This is a genomic window from Lentilactobacillus kosonis, assembly GCF_003864335.1.
In the GTDB taxonomy this organism is placed as follows: domain Bacteria; phylum Bacillota; class Bacilli; order Lactobacillales; family Lactobacillaceae; genus Lentilactobacillus; species Lentilactobacillus kosonis.
In genome coordinates this window covers 79,006-97,072 of the sequence record NZ_BEXA01000005.1, presented here as the reverse complement: position 1 = coordinate 97,072, position 18,067 = coordinate 79,006, and the positions used below count along the sequence as shown (strand labels likewise).

At 38.0% G+C, this 18,067-nt stretch carries 21 protein-coding genes and 3 pseudogenes; 13 read left to right on the top strand and 11 right to left on the bottom strand.

What is annotated here, in order from left to right; translation table 11 throughout:
• Window positions 1-118 precede the first annotated feature (118 nt).
• The 3 genes from NBRC111893_RS08750 (at window position 119) to NBRC111893_RS11455 (ending at window position 1,809) form a co-directional block, all read left to right on the top strand.
• Entirely contained in the window at window positions 119-883 is a 765-nt protein-coding gene (locus NBRC111893_RS08750) for a DUF4811 domain-containing protein (RefSeq protein WP_125008759.1), read from the top strand.
• A gap of 252 nt (window positions 884-1,135) precedes the next feature.
• A complete protein-coding gene (locus tag NBRC111893_RS10830) occupies window positions 1,136-1,282 on the top strand; it encodes a hypothetical protein (protein ID WP_191984842.1) in 147 nt (48 codons plus the stop codon).
• Window positions 1,279-1,809 carry a hypothetical protein gene (locus NBRC111893_RS11455; RefSeq protein ID WP_225417718.1) on the top strand — a complete coding sequence of 177 codons (531 nt, stop codon included), beginning with the start codon at window positions 1,279-1,281 and terminating at the stop codon, window positions 1,807-1,809. The genes NBRC111893_RS10830 and NBRC111893_RS11455 overlap by 4 nt, the downstream gene beginning before the upstream one ends.
• 68 nt (window positions 1,810-1,877) lie before the next feature.
• On the opposite strand, the gene NBRC111893_RS08735 is transcribed toward NBRC111893_RS11455, so the two are convergent.
• On the bottom strand, window positions 1,878-2,078 hold the full coding sequence (locus tag NBRC111893_RS08735) for a hypothetical protein (RefSeq protein WP_125008757.1): 201 nt from the start codon (window positions 2,076-2,078) through the stop codon (window positions 1,878-1,880).
• A 2-nt stretch (window positions 2,079-2,080) separates the two neighbouring features.
• Window positions 2,081-2,782 (bottom strand): NAD-dependent epimerase/dehydratase family protein, encoded by a 702-nt coding sequence (locus NBRC111893_RS08730; protein WP_125008756.1) that lies wholly within the window; start codon window positions 2,780-2,782, stop codon window positions 2,081-2,083.
• A gap of 146 nt (window positions 2,783-2,928) precedes the next feature.
• On the opposite strand from NBRC111893_RS08730, the gene NBRC111893_RS10720 reads away from it, so the two are divergent.
• Window positions 2,929-3,096, top strand: coding sequence for a hypothetical protein (locus tag NBRC111893_RS10720; protein ID WP_160114473.1), 168 nt, complete (start codon window positions 2,929-2,931; stop codon window positions 3,094-3,096).
• A gap of 23 nt (window positions 3,097-3,119) precedes the next feature.
• A complete protein-coding gene (locus NBRC111893_RS08725; protein WP_125008755.1) occupies window positions 3,120-3,428 on the top strand; it encodes a hypothetical protein in 309 nt (102 codons plus the stop codon).
• A gap of 79 nt (window positions 3,429-3,507) precedes the next feature.
• On the opposite strand, the gene NBRC111893_RS10715 is transcribed toward NBRC111893_RS08725, so the two are convergent.
• The 5 genes from NBRC111893_RS10715 to NBRC111893_RS08705 form a co-directional block, all read right to left on the bottom strand.
• Window positions 3,508-3,678 carry a hypothetical protein gene (locus NBRC111893_RS10715; protein WP_160114472.1) on the bottom strand — a complete coding sequence of 57 codons (171 nt, stop codon included), beginning with the start codon at window positions 3,676-3,678 and terminating at the stop codon, window positions 3,508-3,510.
• A gap of 254 nt (window positions 3,679-3,932) precedes the next feature.
• Window positions 3,933-4,376 (bottom strand): SIR2 family NAD-dependent protein deacylase, encoded by a 444-nt coding sequence (locus NBRC111893_RS08720; RefSeq protein ID WP_125008753.1) that lies wholly within the window; start codon window positions 4,374-4,376, stop codon window positions 3,933-3,935.
• A 3-nt stretch (window positions 4,377-4,379) separates the two neighbouring features.
• Complete coding sequence (locus tag NBRC111893_RS08715) at window positions 4,380-4,631, bottom strand: SIR2 family protein (RefSeq protein WP_125008752.1); 252 nt, start codon at window positions 4,629-4,631, stop codon at window positions 4,380-4,382.
• Between the two features lie 19 nt (window positions 4,632-4,650).
• Window positions 4,651-5,286, bottom strand: a complete 636-nt coding sequence (locus NBRC111893_RS08710; RefSeq protein WP_125008751.1) for an NAD(P)H-binding protein — start codon at window positions 5,284-5,286, stop codon at window positions 4,651-4,653.
• The gene (locus tag NBRC111893_RS08705) at window positions 5,283-5,870 is read right to left on the bottom strand and encodes a TetR/AcrR family transcriptional regulator (protein ID WP_125008750.1); all 588 of its coding nucleotides are present in this window, start codon (window positions 5,868-5,870) and stop codon (window positions 5,283-5,285) included. Before NBRC111893_RS08705 ends, NBRC111893_RS08710 begins: the two co-directional genes overlap by 4 nt.
• Window positions 5,871-5,898: 28 nt before the next feature.
• Between NBRC111893_RS08705 and NBRC111893_RS11910 the strand changes: the two genes are divergently transcribed.
• Window positions 5,899-6,027: a hypothetical protein gene (locus NBRC111893_RS11910; protein ID WP_261341445.1), complete on the top strand. Its 129-nt coding sequence runs from the start codon at window positions 5,899-5,901 to the stop codon at window positions 6,025-6,027.
• A 106-nt stretch (window positions 6,028-6,133) separates the two neighbouring features.
• Here the strand turns inward: NBRC111893_RS11910 and NBRC111893_RS08700 are convergent.
• Window positions 6,134-6,860 (bottom strand): annotated as a pseudogene (locus NBRC111893_RS08700) (GntR family transcriptional regulator).
• A gap of 439 nt (window positions 6,861-7,299) precedes the next feature.
• Between NBRC111893_RS08700 and NBRC111893_RS08695 the strand changes: the two are divergent.
• Window positions 7,300-9,758, top strand: a pseudogene (locus tag NBRC111893_RS08695) (phosphoketolase family protein).
• Window positions 9,759-9,865: 107 nt separating this feature from the next.
• On the opposite strand, the gene NBRC111893_RS08690 reads toward NBRC111893_RS08695, so the two are convergent.
• Window positions 9,866-10,573, bottom strand: a complete 708-nt coding sequence (locus tag NBRC111893_RS08690; RefSeq protein ID WP_125008748.1) for an FAD-dependent oxidoreductase — start codon at window positions 10,571-10,573, stop codon at window positions 9,866-9,868.
• Window positions 10,574-10,759: 186 nt separating this feature from the next.
• On the opposite strand from NBRC111893_RS08690, the gene NBRC111893_RS08685 reads away from it, so the two are divergent.
• The 5 genes and pseudogenes from NBRC111893_RS08685 to NBRC111893_RS08665 all read left to right on the top strand — a co-directional run bounded on the left by NBRC111893_RS08685 (window position 10,760) and on the right by NBRC111893_RS08665 (window position 14,760).
• Window positions 10,760-11,212 (top strand): MarR family winged helix-turn-helix transcriptional regulator, encoded by a 453-nt coding sequence (locus NBRC111893_RS08685; protein ID WP_125008746.1) that lies wholly within the window; start codon window positions 10,760-10,762, stop codon window positions 11,210-11,212.
• Between the two features lie 79 nt (window positions 11,213-11,291).
• Window positions 11,292-11,750 (top strand): MarR family winged helix-turn-helix transcriptional regulator, encoded by a 459-nt coding sequence (locus NBRC111893_RS08680; RefSeq protein WP_369689736.1) that lies wholly within the window; start codon window positions 11,292-11,294, stop codon window positions 11,748-11,750.
• A 62-nt stretch (window positions 11,751-11,812) separates the two neighbouring features.
• Window positions 11,813-13,155, top strand: a pseudogene (locus NBRC111893_RS08675) (dihydrolipoyl dehydrogenase family protein).
• A gap of 16 nt (window positions 13,156-13,171) precedes the next feature.
• Window positions 13,172-14,110, top strand: a complete 939-nt coding sequence (locus tag NBRC111893_RS08670) for an NADP-dependent oxidoreductase (protein ID WP_125008743.1) — start codon at window positions 13,172-13,174, stop codon at window positions 14,108-14,110.
• A 17-nt stretch (window positions 14,111-14,127) separates the two neighbouring features.
• Window positions 14,128-14,760 carry an NAD(P)H-binding protein gene (locus tag NBRC111893_RS08665; protein WP_125008742.1) on the top strand — a complete coding sequence of 211 codons (633 nt, stop codon included), beginning with the start codon at window positions 14,128-14,130 and terminating at the stop codon, window positions 14,758-14,760.
• A gap of 352 nt (window positions 14,761-15,112) precedes the next feature.
• Here NBRC111893_RS08665 and NBRC111893_RS08660 read toward each other — a convergent pair whose 3' ends face one another.
• Window positions 15,113-15,553: an Rrf2 family transcriptional regulator gene (locus NBRC111893_RS08660; RefSeq protein ID WP_125008761.1), complete on the bottom strand. Its 441-nt coding sequence runs from the start codon at window positions 15,551-15,553 to the stop codon at window positions 15,113-15,115.
• Between the two features lie 231 nt (window positions 15,554-15,784).
• Here NBRC111893_RS08660 and NBRC111893_RS08655 point away from each other — a divergent pair, with 231 nt between their 5' ends.
• Window positions 15,785-17,467 (top strand): subtype B tannase, encoded by a 1,683-nt coding sequence (locus tag NBRC111893_RS08655; protein WP_125008741.1) that lies wholly within the window; start codon window positions 15,785-15,787, stop codon window positions 17,465-17,467.
• A gap of 44 nt (window positions 17,468-17,511) precedes the next feature.
• On the opposite strand, the gene NBRC111893_RS08650 is transcribed toward NBRC111893_RS08655, so the two are convergent.
• Window positions 17,512-18,009: a PadR family transcriptional regulator gene (locus NBRC111893_RS08650; RefSeq protein WP_369689739.1), complete on the bottom strand. Its 498-nt coding sequence runs from the start codon at window positions 18,007-18,009 to the stop codon at window positions 17,512-17,514.
• Window positions 18,010-18,067: the final 58 nt, after the last annotated feature.

Here is an 18,067-nt window from a genome sequence, read left to right as displayed (position 1 = left end):
TCGTATTCAGCAGCTATGCATGGATTTCACGCAGCCTTTTTAGTTGCAACGGCATTCGGAGTGATTGATTTCATTTTTGCTTGCAGGGTTAAAGATTACAAGCAGGAGGGGTAATAATATGATTTTATTATTTTTATTTATTGGCGTGATCCTTTTTGTGGCTGGATTCATTCTTCTGAATACAAGTTGGCAACGATGGCTGATTGGTGGAATTGGCTTGCTTATCCTAGTTGGATCAATTACTTTGATGATCGGAAATGATATCTCAAATTGGGGGATGACACAGCATACCACCCAAACAACTGCCAAGATTGCCAGTGTTTCAAGTCAAAAGCAATTGTCACTTTTAGTGTATGAACCGATTCGAAAAGCTAAAACTGAACGAGTCTATATCTATCGGCAACCTAGTGGTAATCGGCTAGTACATACGCAACCCAAATTAACAGTGACTAATCGAGTTATTTACCGGTCAGTTAATCAGGCTACTTTAACCACTAACACTAAAGAATGGCAATTAAAGCATAACGGTATCTGGCACTTTTTGTTTGCAGGAGTTGCTGGTGAAAAGAAAATAATTACGAAAAACAATAGGTTTTTGTTACCAACTGATTGGCAGATTCTTAGTCGGAATCAAGCTAATTGGTTGGCTAAACAAGCAAAAATTAAAGAACACAAAGCAACCGTTGCAGGCAAACGCGCTATTACAAATGCGGTTCGGCAAGCGCGGATGAAAGATCCCACAATAAGCGCTAAACAAGCTGCTAACATAGACATAGAGCACCAGGCTACTAAACAAGTGAAAGTTGAAGTGCATAAACAAGAACCAAAGTCCATGAAGCAACTTATCAAACAGGCCAAAAAGCAACCGGTGGTCATTAAATAAATGTTAAATTCCAAATTTCTTTTAAGAGATTTGGAATTTTTTATTCCGATAAATACTGTGCTAACAACGTTTTTCGGACCTAATGATGAAATTTAACAAAGATAAGCAAATTTGGTTGACAATGTTATTAACGGGGTTTAATATAATCTCCGTTATTTAAATTGAAGTTTTGATTTTTCAGAGATGATAATCTTAAATCGCTCCAATTAGATGACTAAAAATAACGTAATTAATAATATGGAGATAATTAAAATGACTACTATAGATTGTTTATATAAAGGACAAGCTGGCGTATTAGTAACCTTAACTGCTAAGGGAGGAATGGGGGACAAGTTATTTGAACTTTGCTTAAAAGCAAAACATCTAGATAACATAACTGGCGATGATCCAACTGATTGATTTTAGCTAAGTCAACCGTTGATCCTGACAAGGTCATCGCATTTGAACTGTTCGCTAGTGAAGAAGCTAAAGCCAATCATTACAACACATCATCAACAGAGGATGAAACTAATGAAATTCTTGAAGTGATGGGTGATATGGCTAAAGCAACTCGAGATGAAGTTCATGTTTACTCATCGAACATGACGGTGATTAATGAATTATTGCCAAAAAACAATTTCTATGCTGGCCAACCAGGATGTTATCTTAGAATGCCTGCCAAAGCTGGTAAGGGCAAAGACTTATTCGAATTCACCACTGAGCTTCATAAGTCAGCCGATCCCGATGGTCCAACTGACTGGTTACTCCTTGAAAAAGATGACGATCCAGACATGTTACTTGGATTTGAGTTCTACAAGGACCAAGGAGCGTTTGACCGTCATTATTCAGATGCAGAAATTGATAAGAACCATGACGAAGTTATCGCATTATTGGGTGGCATGCCTTATCGTGAAGATATTCATGTTAAATACAGCAACAATCAATAATTACTAAATGTGAAATAAGCAAAATGCCTAATCTCGAGGGTGAGATTAGGCATTTTGCTTATTTTTGATTATTTGAAGTAACGTTGCATATCTTCTAATAATCCTGGATGAGTCGGTGTCCAGTTGAGCTCTTCACGAGTCAACTTGCTGGAAGCCGGAATATCCATTGCGAATAATTGATTGGCGAAATCTAAATCTTTGGGATCAGCGTAGTCATTTTTTAGGGGAATGTTTAATTCTTTAGCAATTACAGCTTCAATATCCTTCATCTTTAATTGTTCTTCATCGTTAGCGTGGAAGAAGTGGAGTTTCCTTGATTAAGTGCATATTCAAGGGCCAAAACATATAGGTGACTTGCATCGAGGACGTGAACTGCAGTCCAACGATTTTCACCACCATTATAGTTAGCGGCATATCCGCGTTTCTTTGCATCTTCGATTCTTTGAGGGATGAAGCCGTGGTTATCATCGCCATCTCCATGAACCGAAGGAGCCATCCGAACTACGTATGCATTCACATCTTCAGCGAGTAGTTTGCGTGCAGCTACTTCGGAAGTTCGAGGTGAACGTTGAGGAAAAGCGGCATCGGCTTCGTCGTTTTCAGTAAAGAATTGTCCGGGGGTCATTGATGCAGTTCCGTGGGTGACGATTAACGGTTTATTGGTGCCTTTGATTGCTTCACCCATCAAAATAATTACGTGTTCGTCGAGAGTCATGACATCTGCAAAAGTAGATCCATAGCTTGGCATACCCATTCCTAAATGTAAAATGGCATCATTTTCTTTAGCTTGCTTGGTTAATAAGTCATCATCTTCTAAACTGCCAAGAATCGGATTAGCACCCCAACTAGTCAGCTTTTTAGCACCTTTTTCTGAGTGTGTTAGGGCATTTACAATATAGCCTTTTTCAACCAATTCCTTAGTCATTGCACTACCAATAAATCCAGTTCCGCCAGTTACAAATATTTTTGTCATATTTAAATTACCTCTTTAATCTATTTTTGAATGTGATTATAATAACATCACTAACTAAAACAACAAATGATTAATATCGAGAAAGAGTTGTGTTAATAGACACTATCTAGAAATGTCGTTTAAAATTGCCTGATAGGAGATAAGCTATGCCAGATCTAAGAACTAAGCGGACTAATAAAATGATTACCACCGTGTTTAAAGAGTTACTTACTAAGGAAAAATTCAGCAAAATTACGGTCAACTTAATATCTGAAGCCGCATTGATTAATCGCTCAACTTTCTACACTCATTTGAAGATAAGTATTTGTTACTAGATCAAATTTTTGAGGATTCATTGATGAAGGTGGATGATATTAGCTCGGCTAATTTGTACGATCATCCCTTCAAGATGATTGCTGAAGTGAAGTCATCCAGCTTGCATGATGTCATATTTTTTCAGGCTAAGGATAAGGAGTTTGTAACTGAATTCTTTAACTTCTTTATTGATAAAATCCTGCAACGGGATGATCAAGTCGATGAGCTAACGAAATATTTTTTTATTGGTCGAGTTCGGGCCGTCACGATGTGGATTCAAAGGACGAAGCAGAATTACGATATCTTCAAGGATTACGATGAGTTGGATCGAATATTTGAGAGTGGAAAGTAAGGACACTTATTAAGATTTAAATAATGTAATTTATTAAAAATAACGTCCTGATCTCTATGTTAGAGACTAGGACGTTATTTTATTGATTTGATTTAGTAATATAGATATATCCTTCAGTCAGAGTGTATCCAACTTTAAATTTGACACCGTTGCTTGTAACTGTATTTCTTTTGTTGTCACTTAGCATTGATGATAATGACTTGCCAATCTGATTAGAGTTTGCGCCAATTACGTAAGTTAGTCTACCCAAGTATTCCCCATGTATATGGGGATGATCCTTGGGAAAATATTATTTCCAGATGGTTTAAATCGTATTCCCCATGTATATGGATGATCCCTATGTACTGGGTATGGTCTGGACACACTTTAAGTATTCCCCATGTATAAGGGGATGATTTGATTGGCTGGTTGGGGGGCACTAAATCGACTGTCAGTATTTCCTATAAAAAATAGTTATATAAAAAAAGAAGTGCCCGTAAACTGAGCACTCTTTTTTATTCATATTTAATTAACATAGTTATTCAACACATCATCCGCATTCGCCCGAATATTTAACATTGCTTTTCGGTCAAACTCAGTTGACGCAGGATTGATTTGTACGAGGGGAACGTTATCGTTTATTCGGTCATAGTAACCATTTGATCCAATGACGATAACCATGTCAGCTTGGTCCATCCAATCAATTGCGTTTTGAATAGCTGGTTTAGAGGTACCGATGTGATGATAAGTGGGGCCGGGAGAAATCAAGCCACCACAGATTGGACAATAGGGCACGCCAGCTTGGTTAAGAATATCAATTGAAAATTCATGGCCACACTTGGTGCAGTAGTTTTGGTTAAAACTGTACCAAATGTCAGCGACCTTGGTGTTGCCAGCTATTTCATGCAAATAGTCAACGTTCGTCGTTACGACCGCATCTAAGTGCCCGGATTTTTCAAGATTAGCCAATGCCTAGTGAGCAATGGTTGGACCATTTTTAAAGATTGGGTTTAGGAAACTTTGGCGCATAGCTGCATAAAATTTTTCTGGTTCATCCTCAAGCTGGCTTTCTGATGCTAATAAGCTGCTGGTCCGATTCGAGGTGTGCATTAAATCATTAATTCCTGCTGAGGTTGAAATGCCGGCGCCAGTCAATGCAACGATATGGTGGTGCGAAGCAATCAACTTATCAAGTTCCTCGATTTGATTATTTAAATTATCCATTAGAATAATGCCTTCTTAGTTAAATGAATGGGTATGGTGAATCACCGTCAGTCCCAGGCTCTGATAAACCAATCGATCCTTGATTTGCTAATTTTGGATCATTGATTAATTTAATGATGTAGTCTGCAATGCTTGCTCGAGTAATTACTGTGCCACGGAAAGTTTCACCCTTAACGGTGGTTTCGTAGTTAACTTCTGGGCGGTTAGACATCCAGGCTGGTCGGAGAATCGTGTAGTTTAGACCAGAGTTTTCGATTAATTGGGCTGCATGTTTAAAGTCGGGCATGCCATCAAAGGATCCATTCCATTCACCGAATTTACCAGGAACTTCGTCGTAGATTCCTAGGCCAAGAATGAAAATCAAGCGCGACACGTTATTCTTATCCATGGCTTGTTTAATTGGTTCAACAAAAGGTGCTAAGGCACCACCAAGACCGACAATCACAATATCTTGGCCTGCGATTGCGTTATTTAAATCTTCTTGATTGGTTGCGTCACCTTCAAACACAGAAACTGGAACACTAAAGTCAGCTGTGTTTGCTCGACTGGCATTTCTTAAAAATAATGTTAAATGAACCTCTGGATTATCCTTTAATTGATCTTCAAGAACTTGCATTGTGGCGCCGTTAGCACCAATTAAAACAACATTTTTCATTTTGATTCCTCCATAATAATTGCCCGGGTAGATAACATTTTAATTTGTTCAAACGGAATCTTATTGGGATCTAAATTGCCATTTTGAATTGAGATCAGGTATTCAATGACCGGTGTATATGCATAGTCGAGAATTACTTGGAAATCAATGTCAAAAAATACTTGTTTACTAACTCCATTTTGCACAAATTCTTCTAAGCTTTCGAAACCAGCATAGGCTTCTGCTTGAGAAATATTTAAACTTTTTAGGATTGGGCTTTGACCAAATTCTCTGATCAATACAAATTCGTCTAAATGCTCTTGACCGTAATCATAAATCAAATCCATAAAGTGATTAAACCCTTGTCTTGGGTCACCGTTAATATCTAATTGGGTAATGGCTTCAGCAATCCGTTCTTTTCGGTTCAAATACAAGGCACGCAACATGTCGTTCTTGTCTTTGAAATAGGTGTATAGGGTTCCAGAGGCAATCCCGGCATTCTTAGCAATTTTACTCAAAGAAACAGCTGCGATGCCCTGAGTCATAATGATATTACTGGTACTATCTAGAATTCGTTTTCGTTTTTCGTCATCTTGTGCTCGCATATAATTATCATCCTATCTATGGTTATTAATGAAATTCCAAGCCATGGTTCGGGTGGCAATTGTGGCGGTTGAAACAGTCTTAGCTTCTTGTGATTTTAATTTTGAGATAACATCAGCATCTTTCTTAATTGAACAATCAATTAATTATGGTGATTAGTATACCCGCAACTAAATTTAATGCAACATATTTGAATCAATGAATTAAAAAAATCCCCCTTAAGTCAGTGATAAGAATGACTTTAAGAGGGAAATTTATTTGATAGTTATTCAGCATTTAAATTGATAAACGTATTATAGTTTAAATATTGATAGTGAACCCGCATAGTCGAAAATTCAAATGGGGTACCATCGTCTAAGAAGAATGTACCAGACATTATTCCGACAGGTTCGTTAGGTTTCAAGTTTAAAAGTTGCTGATCTTCCTTAGTGGAAGGCTCAGTCATGATGGACATAAAAGATTTGCTAACTCGTTTATGTTCTTTTTCATCAATATAGTTGAAAATTGATTCTCTAACGGTATCTGCAGATAATTCCGGCGCCAACTTAATCGGAATATAACCAGTTTCAATGATGATTGGTTTGTCATCAATTAATCGCAGTCGTTTAATTTGATACACGAATTCATTTTCATTAAGAAATAGGTTTTGCTGAATTTCAGCACTGGCAGGTGTGACTTGATAATCTAATAATTCAATAGTAGATTTTTGACCAGTAGTCGTGATATTGTCAGTGACCCCAAGATTATTTCCTTCATATTGGAATAGGGACTGATTCTTTAAATATAGGGGATTGACGAAAGTCCCAGATCCTCGCTTTTAAATACGACTCCTTGTTGTGCCAAATGTTTAGTGCTCGTTTGATGGTACTGCGGCTTACTTGGTAAGATTCGCTGAGGCTACGTTCGTCTGGTAACTTGTTATTTTGGAACTCATTGTCAAATATTCGGTTTTTAATATCGTTAATTACCTTACGATATATTAAATCTGCCATTTTATTTCGGTCTCCTGTGAATTAGCCAACTAATATGCTTATTTGCGTAAATTATAACAGTTTTTTTGGTACGTATACACTTTTAAATTAGAACGTCCCAAAATTAAAAGGTAAAGAATCCACATTTAAAAGAGCTATCGCAAGCGTTAAATTAGCAAATAATATATTATGATACATAGTTAAAATCGGAATTTAAAGATAGATATTAATCTTTACTTTTCCTTGATTTTAACGGATTTGAAGCGGGTGATGTGCATTGCCGGAATTTTATTTAATAAATTGGGACGTATCAATTTCAAAGATGTTGACTTTTTATAAAAATCCGGTATGATATGGTTTGTAAATAGATATAACCATTGTTATTTTTTAACGTCTTATTTACGAGATACAGTTGAGATAAATAACTTAGTTATCAATTCATTGAAGGAGTGTTAAATTCATGGCAGTAGATTACGATTCCAAAGCATATTTGGAAAAAGTTGACGCATGGTGGCGCGCAACCACATACCTTTCTGGTGGTATGATCTTCTTAAAGAGCAACCCACTATTCTCTGTTACAAATACACCAATTAAAGCTGACGATGTTAAAGTTAAGCCAATTGGTCACTGGGGTACAATTTCAGGACAAACGTTCTTGTATGCCCACGCAAACCGTTTGATCAACAAGTACAACTTAAACATGTTCTACATTGGTGGTCCTGGTCACGGTGGCCAAGTTATGGTTACTAACTCTTACTTAGATGGTACTTACACTGAAGATTATCCTGAAATTACTCAAGATATCGAAGGTATGTCACGTCTATACAAGCGTTTCTCATTCCCTGGTGGAATCGGATCACATATGACCGCTCAAACTCCAGGTTCACTTCACGAAGGTGGAGAACTTGGATACTCACTATCACATGCTACTGGTGCTGTCTTAGACAACCCAGATGAAATTGCATTTACTGTTGTTGGTGATGGTGAAAACGAAACTGGTCCTGCAATGACTGCATGGAACTCAATTAAGTTCTTGAACCCTAAGAATGATGGTGCTGTATTGCCAATTCTTGACGTTAACGGATTCAAGATTTCAAACCCTACTATTACTTCACGAATGAGTGACGAACAATTGACTAAGTTCTTTGAAGGACTTGGCTGGTCACCACGTTTCATCGAAAACGATGACATTCATGACTACATGGCTTACCACGAAAAGGCTGCTAAAGTCTTTGACCAAGCTATTGCAGATATCAAACAAATTCAAAAAGATGCTCGTGAAAACGGCAAGTACGAAGATGGCGAAATGCTGCATGGCCAGTAATCATCGCTCGTTTACCTAAAGGTTGGGGTGGTCCAAGCCACAACAAGAAGGGTGAACCAATCGAAGGCTCATTCCGTGCTCACCAAGTTCCTCTTGACTTGAAGCAAGGCGACTTAAGCCAATTGCAAGAATTCGAAGATTGGATGAACTCATACAAGCCAACCGAATTATTCAATGCTGATGGATCATTGAAGGACGAAGTTGCTGACTTTGCACCTAAGGGTGACAAACGTATGGCAGCTAACCCAGTTGCTAATGGTGGTCGTGCTAAAGGCGCTAAGGCAGAAATGCTTGACCTACCAGACTGGAAATCATTAGCTAACGACATTAACGATAGTAACCGTGGTACTGAATTACCTGAAGGTAACCGTAACATGGATATGAACGTTCTTTCTACTTTCTTTGCTGGCGTTGCTAAGAAGAACCCTAACTCATTCCGGATCTTCGGACCTGACGAAACTATGTCAAACCGTCTATGGGACATGTTTAACATTACTAACCGTCAATGGATGAGTAAAGTTAACGAACCATATGACCAATACGAAGCTCCAGAAGGCCGTATCTTGGATGCTCAATTATCAGAACACCAAGCTGAAGGTTGGTTAGAAGGTTACACATTGACTGGTCGTACTGGTGTATTCGCATCATACGAATCATTCTTACGTGTAGTTGACTCAATGACTACTCAACACTTCAAGTGGATTCGTCAAGCTGCAGATCAACCATGGCGTAATGATTACCCATCATTGAACTTGATCTCAACTTCAACTGTATTCCAACAAGACCACAATGGTTACACTCACCAAGATCCAGGTATGCTTACTCACTTGGCTGAAAAGAAGTCTGACTTCATTCGTCAATACCTACCTGCTGATGGTAACTCATTGTTAGCCGTATTTAACCGTGCCTTCAACGACCGTCAAAAGGTTAACCACATTGTTGCTTCTAAACAACCACGTCAACAATGGTTCTCAGTTGATGAAGCTGAAGAATTAGCAACTACTGGTTTGAAGACAATCGATTGGGCTTCTACTGTTGCTGAAGGTGAAGATGCTGATATCGTCTTTGCATCAGCTGGTGTAGAACCAACTATCGAAACTTTGGCTGCTGTTGACTTGATCAACGATGCCTTCCCAGAAGTTAAGATGCGTTACATTAACGTTGTTGAATTAGGACGTCTTCAAAAGAAGAACGGACCTCTTAACGACGAACGTGCATTATCTGACGCAGAATTCACTAAGTTCTTCGGCGAATCAGGTACACCAGTTGTATTTGGTTTCCATGGTTACGAAGACTTAATCGAATCAATGTTCTACGAACGTCAACACTTAGGCCTACATGTTCATGGTTACCGTGAAGATGGTGATATCACCACTGCATACGACATGCGTGTATATTCTAAGTTAGACCGTTTCAACCAAGCTAAAGACGCTGTTCAAGTTCTTATGGACAAGGGCGTTGTTGACAATGCTGCCGGCAATGACTTTGAAAAGAAGATGGATGACATCTTAGCTAAGCACTTTAAGATCACTCGTGACGAAGGTCATGATATCGAAGAGTTCACTGATTGGAAATGGACTGCACTTAAAAAATAATTTATAATGATGATTTGGTATTAATCAAATTAGATTGATGAATTGAAAAGAGATGAAGGTCGAAAGACCTTCATCTCTTTTTATAGAACCGAAAATGTTATTTGTTATTAATAACCAATTTGAATATCAGTAATAATTCGGTTACTTGAAATACCATTCTGTTTTAAGAATTGTTTATTTGCTTTAACAATCTTAGATGATCCTGACAGGTAGTAATACGCGTCGTTACCAAATTTATCAATGCTAGTTAATATTTTTGCTTGAGCCTCTTTACCTGATTCGACAGGTAAGTAACTAAAATTCTCATCTTGATTAGCAACATTAGCGAAATCGGCAGTGAATAAATGGAAGCCATGAGATGAGTGGATTAATTCACTAGCGCGTGTGGCATGACCTGGTAATGATAAAGCCATTGCCCTAAAAGGAGTAATGCCAACACCACTAGCAATCATGACAGCTGGAACATCTGGATTTTTAATACCAAATGTGCCAATTGGTCCGCGGAGGTTAACTCGATCACCAGGTTTGAGATTAATTAAAACTGATTTATAGGCACTGGGTTCTTTACCCGTTCTGGTGCCGATAATAATCGTATGTTCGCTGGGAACTGCGGCAATTGAAAAGAATCGAAAGCCGCTACCAGTATGTTTTTGGTGTGGAAGGGTGAACATTCCGGCCGTTCCAGGCCGCCAAGTGAATTTTTTATCTGAGGCGAAAGTCAACTTAATAACATAATAATCTCCCACAGGATGTTGGATCTCCTTAACCGTTAGTGGAATAGGACTGAAAAATGATTTAAGCGCATTAAGAACCATGATGATTCCTCCTTAGAATAGCTATTTTATTTATAAAAAACGTTTTGTTCGCTAGCGAACTACTTTGCTAGTATAGTTCTTTATTTTAAAAAGAGCAAACAAAATGACATTTGGGTATCTGAAAATTCCCAGATAAAGTACACTATTATTAATAACTAAACTTTTATTAGAAAGAAGAATTTGTAGATGGATGCCACAATTGCAGAAATGATTAAATCCATTAGTATTATGTATGATAAACAATTCACTAAACAGGTGCTAGCCAATAATGTGCTGCCACAAGTTACTAGTACACAAATGTCAGTGTTACAGTATATGGATAAGCATGACGACGAGATAATTACTCAGAAAAAGTTGCAAGACGCATTTAATCTAAGTAAATCCACTGTGAGTGGCATCGTTCAGCGACTGCGCCAACATAAATTCATTGATATGGTTCCAATGCCTAACGATAAACGCTCTAATCGGATTATTTTTAATCCGGAGTTTAGAAGTCAGATGACAAATCATGATGATTACTTTAAAGCGCAGCTGGATGTGATGGAACAAAGGTTGGTTTGGGGGATGACCAGTGATGAGATTGACCGCTATAAGTATTTCTTAAAACGAACTTTGAAAAACTTAAACGATCATAATTAGTGGACTACTTAAAAATATTTCTTAATTTAAGTTGTATTGATTGATATTCAGTGTATACTAGCAATTAAATCGTACACGATTGATTGGAGAAGATTATTTGATTCCTAAAGAAATGAATTTGGCAAATCAGCTTTGTTTTTCAGTATATATCGCTAATCGGCTGTTTAATAAATTTTACCAGTTAGCCCTTAAAGAGTTTGATTTAACTTATCCTCAATACATTGTCTTACTGGCACTTTGGGAACAAGATAATCAGACGCTAAATCAACTGGGTAAACAATTAGATTTAGAGAGTAACACGTTAACGCCACTGTTGAAGCGATTGGAAACAGCCGGTTGGGTTATTCGACATCGAGATGTGGCAGATAAGCGGCAACTCATTGTTAGTTTGACCCAAGAAGGAGCTGCCAAGCAGGACAATGTTTTTGCGGCAGTTACAAAATGGATTGATAATGGCGAACTTGATGTGGAAAAATATCATGAAGCGCTGCGAATTAATAATGATTTAATAAATGAGTTAACGGATTCGATAAAGTAGAATGATCGACCGTTATTTTTATCAGTAATTAGTCGTGCGCGACTTAAAATGGAGGGGTATTTATGGATTTTGATGTAATTTTTATTGGTAGTGGACATGCTAGTTGGCATGCTGCAGTTATGCTTAGTCAGGCTGGAAAGCGAGTGGCAATCATTGAAGAGGATACTATTGCTGGGACTTGTACCAGTTATGGTTGTGATCCGAAAATTTTACTAGATGGACCATTCGAATTAAAAAATCAGTTACGGCAATATCCTGGAATTATTAATGGCGATGTTGATATTAACTGGTCAGCACTGATGGATTACAAAAATAAAATTATTAATCCATTACCAGTTCAGCTAGAACAAGTCTTTAAAGCGGTAGGTATTACAATTATTAAGGGCCATGGACAGTTGACTGATAAAATACTGTGGCGGTTGATTCAAATAAATATACTGCCGAGAATATCGTTATTGCCACTGGTGAACATTCTCGTAGATTAAATATTCCTGGTAATGAACATCTGAACGATAGTCGTGATTTCTTATCGCTTACAGAAATGCCTAAACACATTATCTTTATTGGCGCCGGCATTATTTCATTGGAATTCGCATCAATGGCAGTTGAGCTCGGCAGTGAAGTCACCATTGTTGAATATGCCGATAAGGCGCTAGCGAACTTTAATCAGGAATACGTCGCAAAAGTTGTTACGAAGCTTGAAAAGGCTGGTGTTAATTTTAAATTTTCAACTTCAGTTACTGCAGTTGAAAGTAATGATAGGAATTTAACGGTTAAAACTAATCAGAATGACAGCCTAGTTGCGAATTATGTTCTGGATGCTACTGGGAGAATGCCAAACGTTGACGGCCTTGGTTTATCTGAAGTGGGTATTGAATTCTCATCTAAAGGAATTGTCGTTGATGATCATCTTAAGACTAGTGTTGATAATGTTTTTGCTAGTGGGGACGTTTTGGATAAAATGGTTGGTAAATTAACCCCAACGGCAACGTTTGAATCTAACTATATTGCTACTCAGATTTTAGGTGATGATTCACCAATTAACTACTCAGTTGTCCCAGGCGTGGTTTTCACACTTCCTCGAATTGCTCAAGTTGGGGTGAGTTCTGCGGCCGCAGTCGGTAACAATCAACTTGCAGTTGAAAAAATCGATTATGGTAAGCAGATGCTCTTCCAATCAAAGAATGAAATTGATGCCGAAATAACCGTGGTGATTAACCGAAAAACACGAACGCTAGTTGGAGCTGAGGTTTACGGTAATGAAGCGGCCGAGATTATTAATTTACTAACATTAGTTATTGAGCAGCATATGGGTCCAGCTGAATTAAATAAGGTAATTTTTGCATTCCCAAGTACTTCAGTTGGCGTGATTACACTATTAATAAATAAGATGTTGACGTTATAAGAAAAGGTGATAATTAGTGAAAGCAGTAGCATTTAATGAGTATGGTTCAGCCGATAATTTAGAATTAATCGAGGTTGCAGAACCATCTATTGGTGACCACCAGGTTTTGGTTAAATCGAAAGCCACATCAATTAATCCAATTGATTGGAAATTAAGACAAGGTTATTTGAAACAAATGTATGATTGGCAGTTCCCAATTATTGTTGGCTGGGATATTGCTGGGGTAATTACCGAAGTTGGTTCTGCGGTTACTGGTTGGCGGGTTGGCGATAAGGTTTTTGCTAGACCAGACACCACTCCTAACGGCACTTACGCTGAATTTGTGGCAGTTGATGATCATTTATTAGCTCCTAAGCCTCAAAATGTATCTTTTGCGGAAGCAGCTGCGGTACCACTAGCCGGGCTTACTGCTTGGCAGGCATTATTTGATTATGGTAAATTACAAGCAGGTCAGAAAGTATTGATTCAAGCAGGGGCCGGTGGTGTTGGGACCTTTGCAATCCAAATGGCTAAAAATGCTGGGGCCGAGGTTTGGACAACCGCGAGCCAAACTAATAAAAAAGCGTTACAAAATTTGGGTGCTGATGTGGTTGTGGATTATCATGATAATGAGGCAATGAGTCAGATTACTGATATGGATTTGATAATTGATACAATTGGCGGTCAAACTCAGCTAGCGGCATTCAGCTATCTTAAGCCGCGCGGTAAGCAAATTTCAATATCACCTAAGGATCCTCAAGCTGCTAAGATTGCTAAAGAAACACATAAAGATTATCAGGCAATTTGGCTACGAACTAATGGTAGTCAGCTGGCAGAGATTGGTGAAATGATGACGGCAGGTAAATTGAAATCAGTCATTGCTAAGGAATTGCCCTTCTCAAAAACATCCTTGATTGAAGCCCATCAATTAAGTGAAACCGGCCATGTGAATGGTAAAATTATAATTAACTTTTAATAGGAGAGACGATTATTATGAATAATGTATTGATATTAGGGGCCAGTGGTAATATTGCCCAAATGGTTACAGATAATATTAAGGAACAAGCAAACTTAACTTTATTTGTTCGGAGTCCTAAAAAATTGGTTGGCGATAAGCAACCAGCAAAGATTGTTCAAGGAGATGCCTTGGACGTAGACCAACTTACTGAAGCTATGAAAGGCCAAGACATTGTCTATTCAAATCTTGGACCTAACCGGATGGCCGAGATGGCTAAAGTTGTTCGCCAAGCCATGATTAATGCAGGGGTCAAACGCCTGATTTGGGTTGCGACTGCTGGAATCTATGGTGAGGAATCAACTGATGAAGGTTTGGCAAAAGCTACGGAAGTATATGGTGATTATCAAGACCCTAGTACTTATTTTGGTGACGAACGAGTTGGCGCAGACATCCTTGATCAAGCACCAGAAATTATCACGACTATCATTCGCCCAAACGCCTTAACCAACGACCAATCAGTTGGTAACGTTGTAGTTGATGGCCGAAACGATCGAATTCGCCCTAGCGCATTGCCAATTTCTAGAATAACAGTTGCTGATTTTATCAGTAAACTGATTTTAAATGATGAGCAATATGAGAATGATTCAATTGCAATCAGTGAAGTATAAGATTGATTAACAAAAAGCCTCCTAGTCATCACGATTAGGAAGCTTTTTTTGTAGTTATTGCAGCCGATGACTATAATTTAGGTAAAGGGATCAGCTTAATTAAGGGGGGATACGATGTTAATCGTGAATTTATTGACTCAGTTTTACTGGGGGGATTCTATTTTTGTTTTAATTTAGTTTTGCTGCACTTATACTTATTTTAAGTTTGGCTGTGTATATTGGAATTAAATTATATCGTAAGTTCATTAGGTAAGTAGGAACGGGATTGGTTAAAAATAAAAACCAGCACCTTCTATCATGGAAGCGGCTGGCTTTTTATTGTCCTAACCTGGGTTAGTTAGTGAACATTGATTTAATTTGGAAGATGCTTATCATTTTCTCGAACTAAGATATCGTCAATTAATGATTGTAAGGTAACCTCGCGCATGCTATCTTCAGCCGCCTGTTGTATTTTGTCATACGCGACATTCAAAGTGTCTTGAATGTTGCTACCAACGATACATGCAGGATTGGTTTTAGGATCAACATGAAGTAATTGGGAATCATCATCTAACGCATGATAAATATCTAGCAAGGTGATTTTATCAGCCGGACGGCCCAACTTAGGTTCAACTTTTCCAGGTGAGGAAATCAGTAATCCAGCATGTGACAGCTGCGACATTAGTTTACGAATCAAACTAGGATTTGATTCAACGCTATCGGCGATGGCCTTGCTTGACAGATCGCCATCTTTATAAATCTCAATATAGGAAAGGATGTGGACAGCGTCACTTAATTTATGCGAATATTTCATGATTCGGACACTCATTTCATTTTTAATTATTTAATCTTACACCCATTGTGAAATTTCGCAACATTTTGCTATGAATAAGTGATTGAATCGATAATTTGATTGTCAATTATAATTTCAAAACTAAGTTTAGATTATTTTGTTTTCAAAAATGGTTGACATTTAATATTGAAAAGCACATAGTTATTGCAATTAAACCTGTAACATTATAAATAACACGGAGATGATAAAATAATGCGATTCAAAAAATGGTTGTTTCTTTCACTCGGAATGGTTGCGTTACTTGGACTAGCAGCGTGCGGGACAACCTCGAACAAATCAAGTAATTCAGCAAGTAATAGTACAACTAGTGGTAGTTTGAAGAATGTGAAGTATACCCACGCGGTTTCATATTATCGTGGAGGAACTGCTTATACCGGAACGGTTAAGAGTTTGAAATTAAACACTAAGAAATATACAACTAAGACCATTACAGTTAACAAAAAGAAAATTAAGGTCCGTTGTTATACCAATGTTTCTTATGTTAGCAAACCAGTTGATAGTAAGTATCAAACAATGAATATTTATATTCCAGAGAGCTATTTCCATAATAAAAAAGTGAACGGGTATACTAAAAATACCGCTCCTTACTTTATGACTAACACAGTCGGTGGTTATATGTCTGGCGCAGCTGGTGGTCTGACTAGCAGTGGTAATGGTGGCGGAATGAAGAAACCATCTGGTAGTAAAACTATGAAGTTACCTGCTAAACCAACGGGTAAAAAGAGCGGTAAGGGCAATGGCTTAAACGCTAATGGCGGAGCCTCTTCAACGGAATCAACTCAAAAGGCTTTAAGTGAAGGATATATTGTTGCAGCTGCCGGTGCTCGGGGCCGGGATGACAAGAAGAACAGTAAGAATGTTGGTAAGGCACCAGCAAGTATTGTTGATTTGAAGGCAGCTGTCCGTTACTTAAAGTACAATGCTAGTCGACTTCCAGGTAATACTAATCGAATTGTTGCCGATGGAACCAGTGCTGGTGGCGCTCTTTCAACATTACTAGGGACCACTGGAAATGCTAAGGACTATGCACCATATCTTAAGGCAATTGGAGCAGCAGATACGTCAGATGACATCTATACTGCAGTTACCTTTGCTCCAATTACTAACCTTGATCATGCTGATAGTGCTTATGAATGGGAATTTGGTGGAATCACTAAATTAAGCAGCAGTGGAATGCCTGGTGGGCCAACGACTGCAAGTAGCTTAACAACTAAGCAGCAAGCAGCCTCAAAAGAATTGAAGAAACAGTTTGTTACTTATTTGAATGGTCTAAATCTTAAAGATGACAATGGTAATAAGCTAACTATCAATTCTGATGGTACTGGGACACTTGCCACATTGCTTAAAAAGAAAGTGATGGAGTCAGCTCAAACTGCTCTTGATAATGGTACAACCATCAAGGCTTCCAAGTACCCTTGGCTAACGATTAAGTCGGGTAAGGTTACAGACGTTAATTTGAAGAAATACTTTAAGGCAATTGGGCGTTCGAAGACTGCCCCAGCCTTTGATTCATTTGATTTATCGGCTGGTGAGAATAACGAATTTGGAACCTCAACCGTTGCCTCTAAGCACTTTACCTCATACAGTCAATCCAACAGTACGAAGAAGACTACTTCTCAAGCCGACTCAACGATTGTTAAGATGATGAACCCAATGGAATATATTGGTACATCCCAAGCAACAGTCGCCAAGCATTTCTGGATCCGTTATGGTGAAAAAGATTCTAATACATCATTATTAATACCAACCTTGCTGTCTCAGAAACTTAAGGGCGCTGGAGTTGATGTTAATTATAAGGTTCAGTGGAACACGGGTCATGCTGGTGATTATGACTTGAACGCATTATTTAAATGGTTAAATAAAAATATGAAGTAATTCATCAAATAAAGCCCCAATCTCATTCGAGATTGGGGCTTTATTTATTCAATGGCGTTGAGCCAGCTAAGGTAAGACTCTTCACGATTAATTGCATGATTGAGAACAAGAAAGTGACCATAATCCTGATTGATATGTTCTTGATCTGGAAATTTAGTAATCTTTTGCTGCTTTAAGGTATTTAATTTTGCTTGATGTAATTGTAATTGCTCAGCCACCATGATTTTAATCTGAGGATTATCTCGATTAGAGATGAAGTATAGCTTTAAAATAAATTCATCATGAGCTTGATCAAGAATGGAAGGGGAATGGAGCCAATCTTTAAATATATTGGTCCCTAGTTGGGTAATTAAATAAATTTTTTTCTCTAACTTCTGCCCTACAATACTGGTTTTATGCGTAATCAGTTCTTGGTCTTCCATTCGTTTTAATAATGGATATATCTGACTATGATTAGCATTCCAAAACTCGCCAATATCAGCATCAAAGGACTTAGTTAAGTCATAACCTGATTGGGGACGTTCATTTAATAACCCTAAAATAATATACTGAAGTCGATTTTTTGAGCCATGTTTAATTCCTCCTTGACGAATTTCTAGT

Excerpts from the sequence above, each read along its gene's own strand:
- NBRC111893_RS08750 (WP_125008759.1), top strand. The coding sequence starts at position 119 with ATGATTTTATTATTTTTATTTATTGGCGTGATCCTTTTTGTGGCTGGA.
- NBRC111893_RS10830 (WP_191984842.1), top strand. The coding sequence starts at position 1,136 with ATGACTACTATAGATTGTTTATATAAAGGACAAGCTGGCGTATTAGTA.
- NBRC111893_RS08735 (WP_125008757.1), bottom strand. The coding sequence starts at position 2,078 with ATGAAGGATATTGAAGCTGTAATTGCTAAAGAATTAAACATTCCCCTA.
- NBRC111893_RS08730 (WP_125008756.1), bottom strand. The coding sequence starts at position 2,782 with ATGACAAAAATATTTGTAACTGGCGGAACTGGATTTATTGGTAGTGCA.
- NBRC111893_RS10720 (WP_160114473.1), top strand. The coding sequence starts at position 2,929 with ATGCCAGATCTAAGAACTAAGCGGACTAATAAAATGATTACCACCGTG.
- NBRC111893_RS08725 (WP_125008755.1), top strand. The coding sequence starts at position 3,120 with ATGAAGGTGGATGATATTAGCTCGGCTAATTTGTACGATCATCCCTTC.
- NBRC111893_RS08715 (WP_125008752.1), bottom strand. The coding sequence starts at position 4,631 with ATGGATAATTTAAATAATCAAATCGAGGAACTTGATAAGTTGATTGCT.
- NBRC111893_RS08710 (WP_125008751.1), bottom strand. The coding sequence starts at position 5,286 with ATGAAAAATGTTGTTTTAATTGGTGCTAACGGCGCCACAATGCAAGTT.
- NBRC111893_RS08705 (WP_125008750.1), bottom strand. The coding sequence starts at position 5,870 with ATGCGAGCACAAGATGACGAAAAACGAAAACGAATTCTAGATAGTACC.
- NBRC111893_RS11910 (WP_261341445.1), top strand. The coding sequence starts at position 5,899 with ATGAAATTCCAAGCCATGGTTCGGGTGGCAATTGTGGCGGTTGAAACA.
- NBRC111893_RS08690 (WP_125008748.1), bottom strand. The coding sequence starts at position 10,573 with ATGGTTCTTAATGCGCTTAAATCATTTTTCAGTCCTATTCCACTAACG.
- NBRC111893_RS08685 (WP_125008746.1), top strand. The coding sequence starts at position 10,760 with ATGGATGCCACAATTGCAGAAATGATTAAATCCATTAGTATTATGTAT.
- NBRC111893_RS08665 (WP_125008742.1), top strand. The coding sequence starts at position 14,128 with ATGAATAATGTATTGATATTAGGGGCCAGTGGTAATATTGCCCAAATG.
- NBRC111893_RS08660 (WP_125008761.1), bottom strand. The coding sequence starts at position 15,553 with ATGAAATATTCGCATAAATTAAGTGACGCTGTCCACATCCTTTCCTAT.
- NBRC111893_RS08655 (WP_125008741.1), top strand. The coding sequence starts at position 15,785 with ATGCGATTCAAAAAATGGTTGTTTCTTTCACTCGGAATGGTTGCGTTA.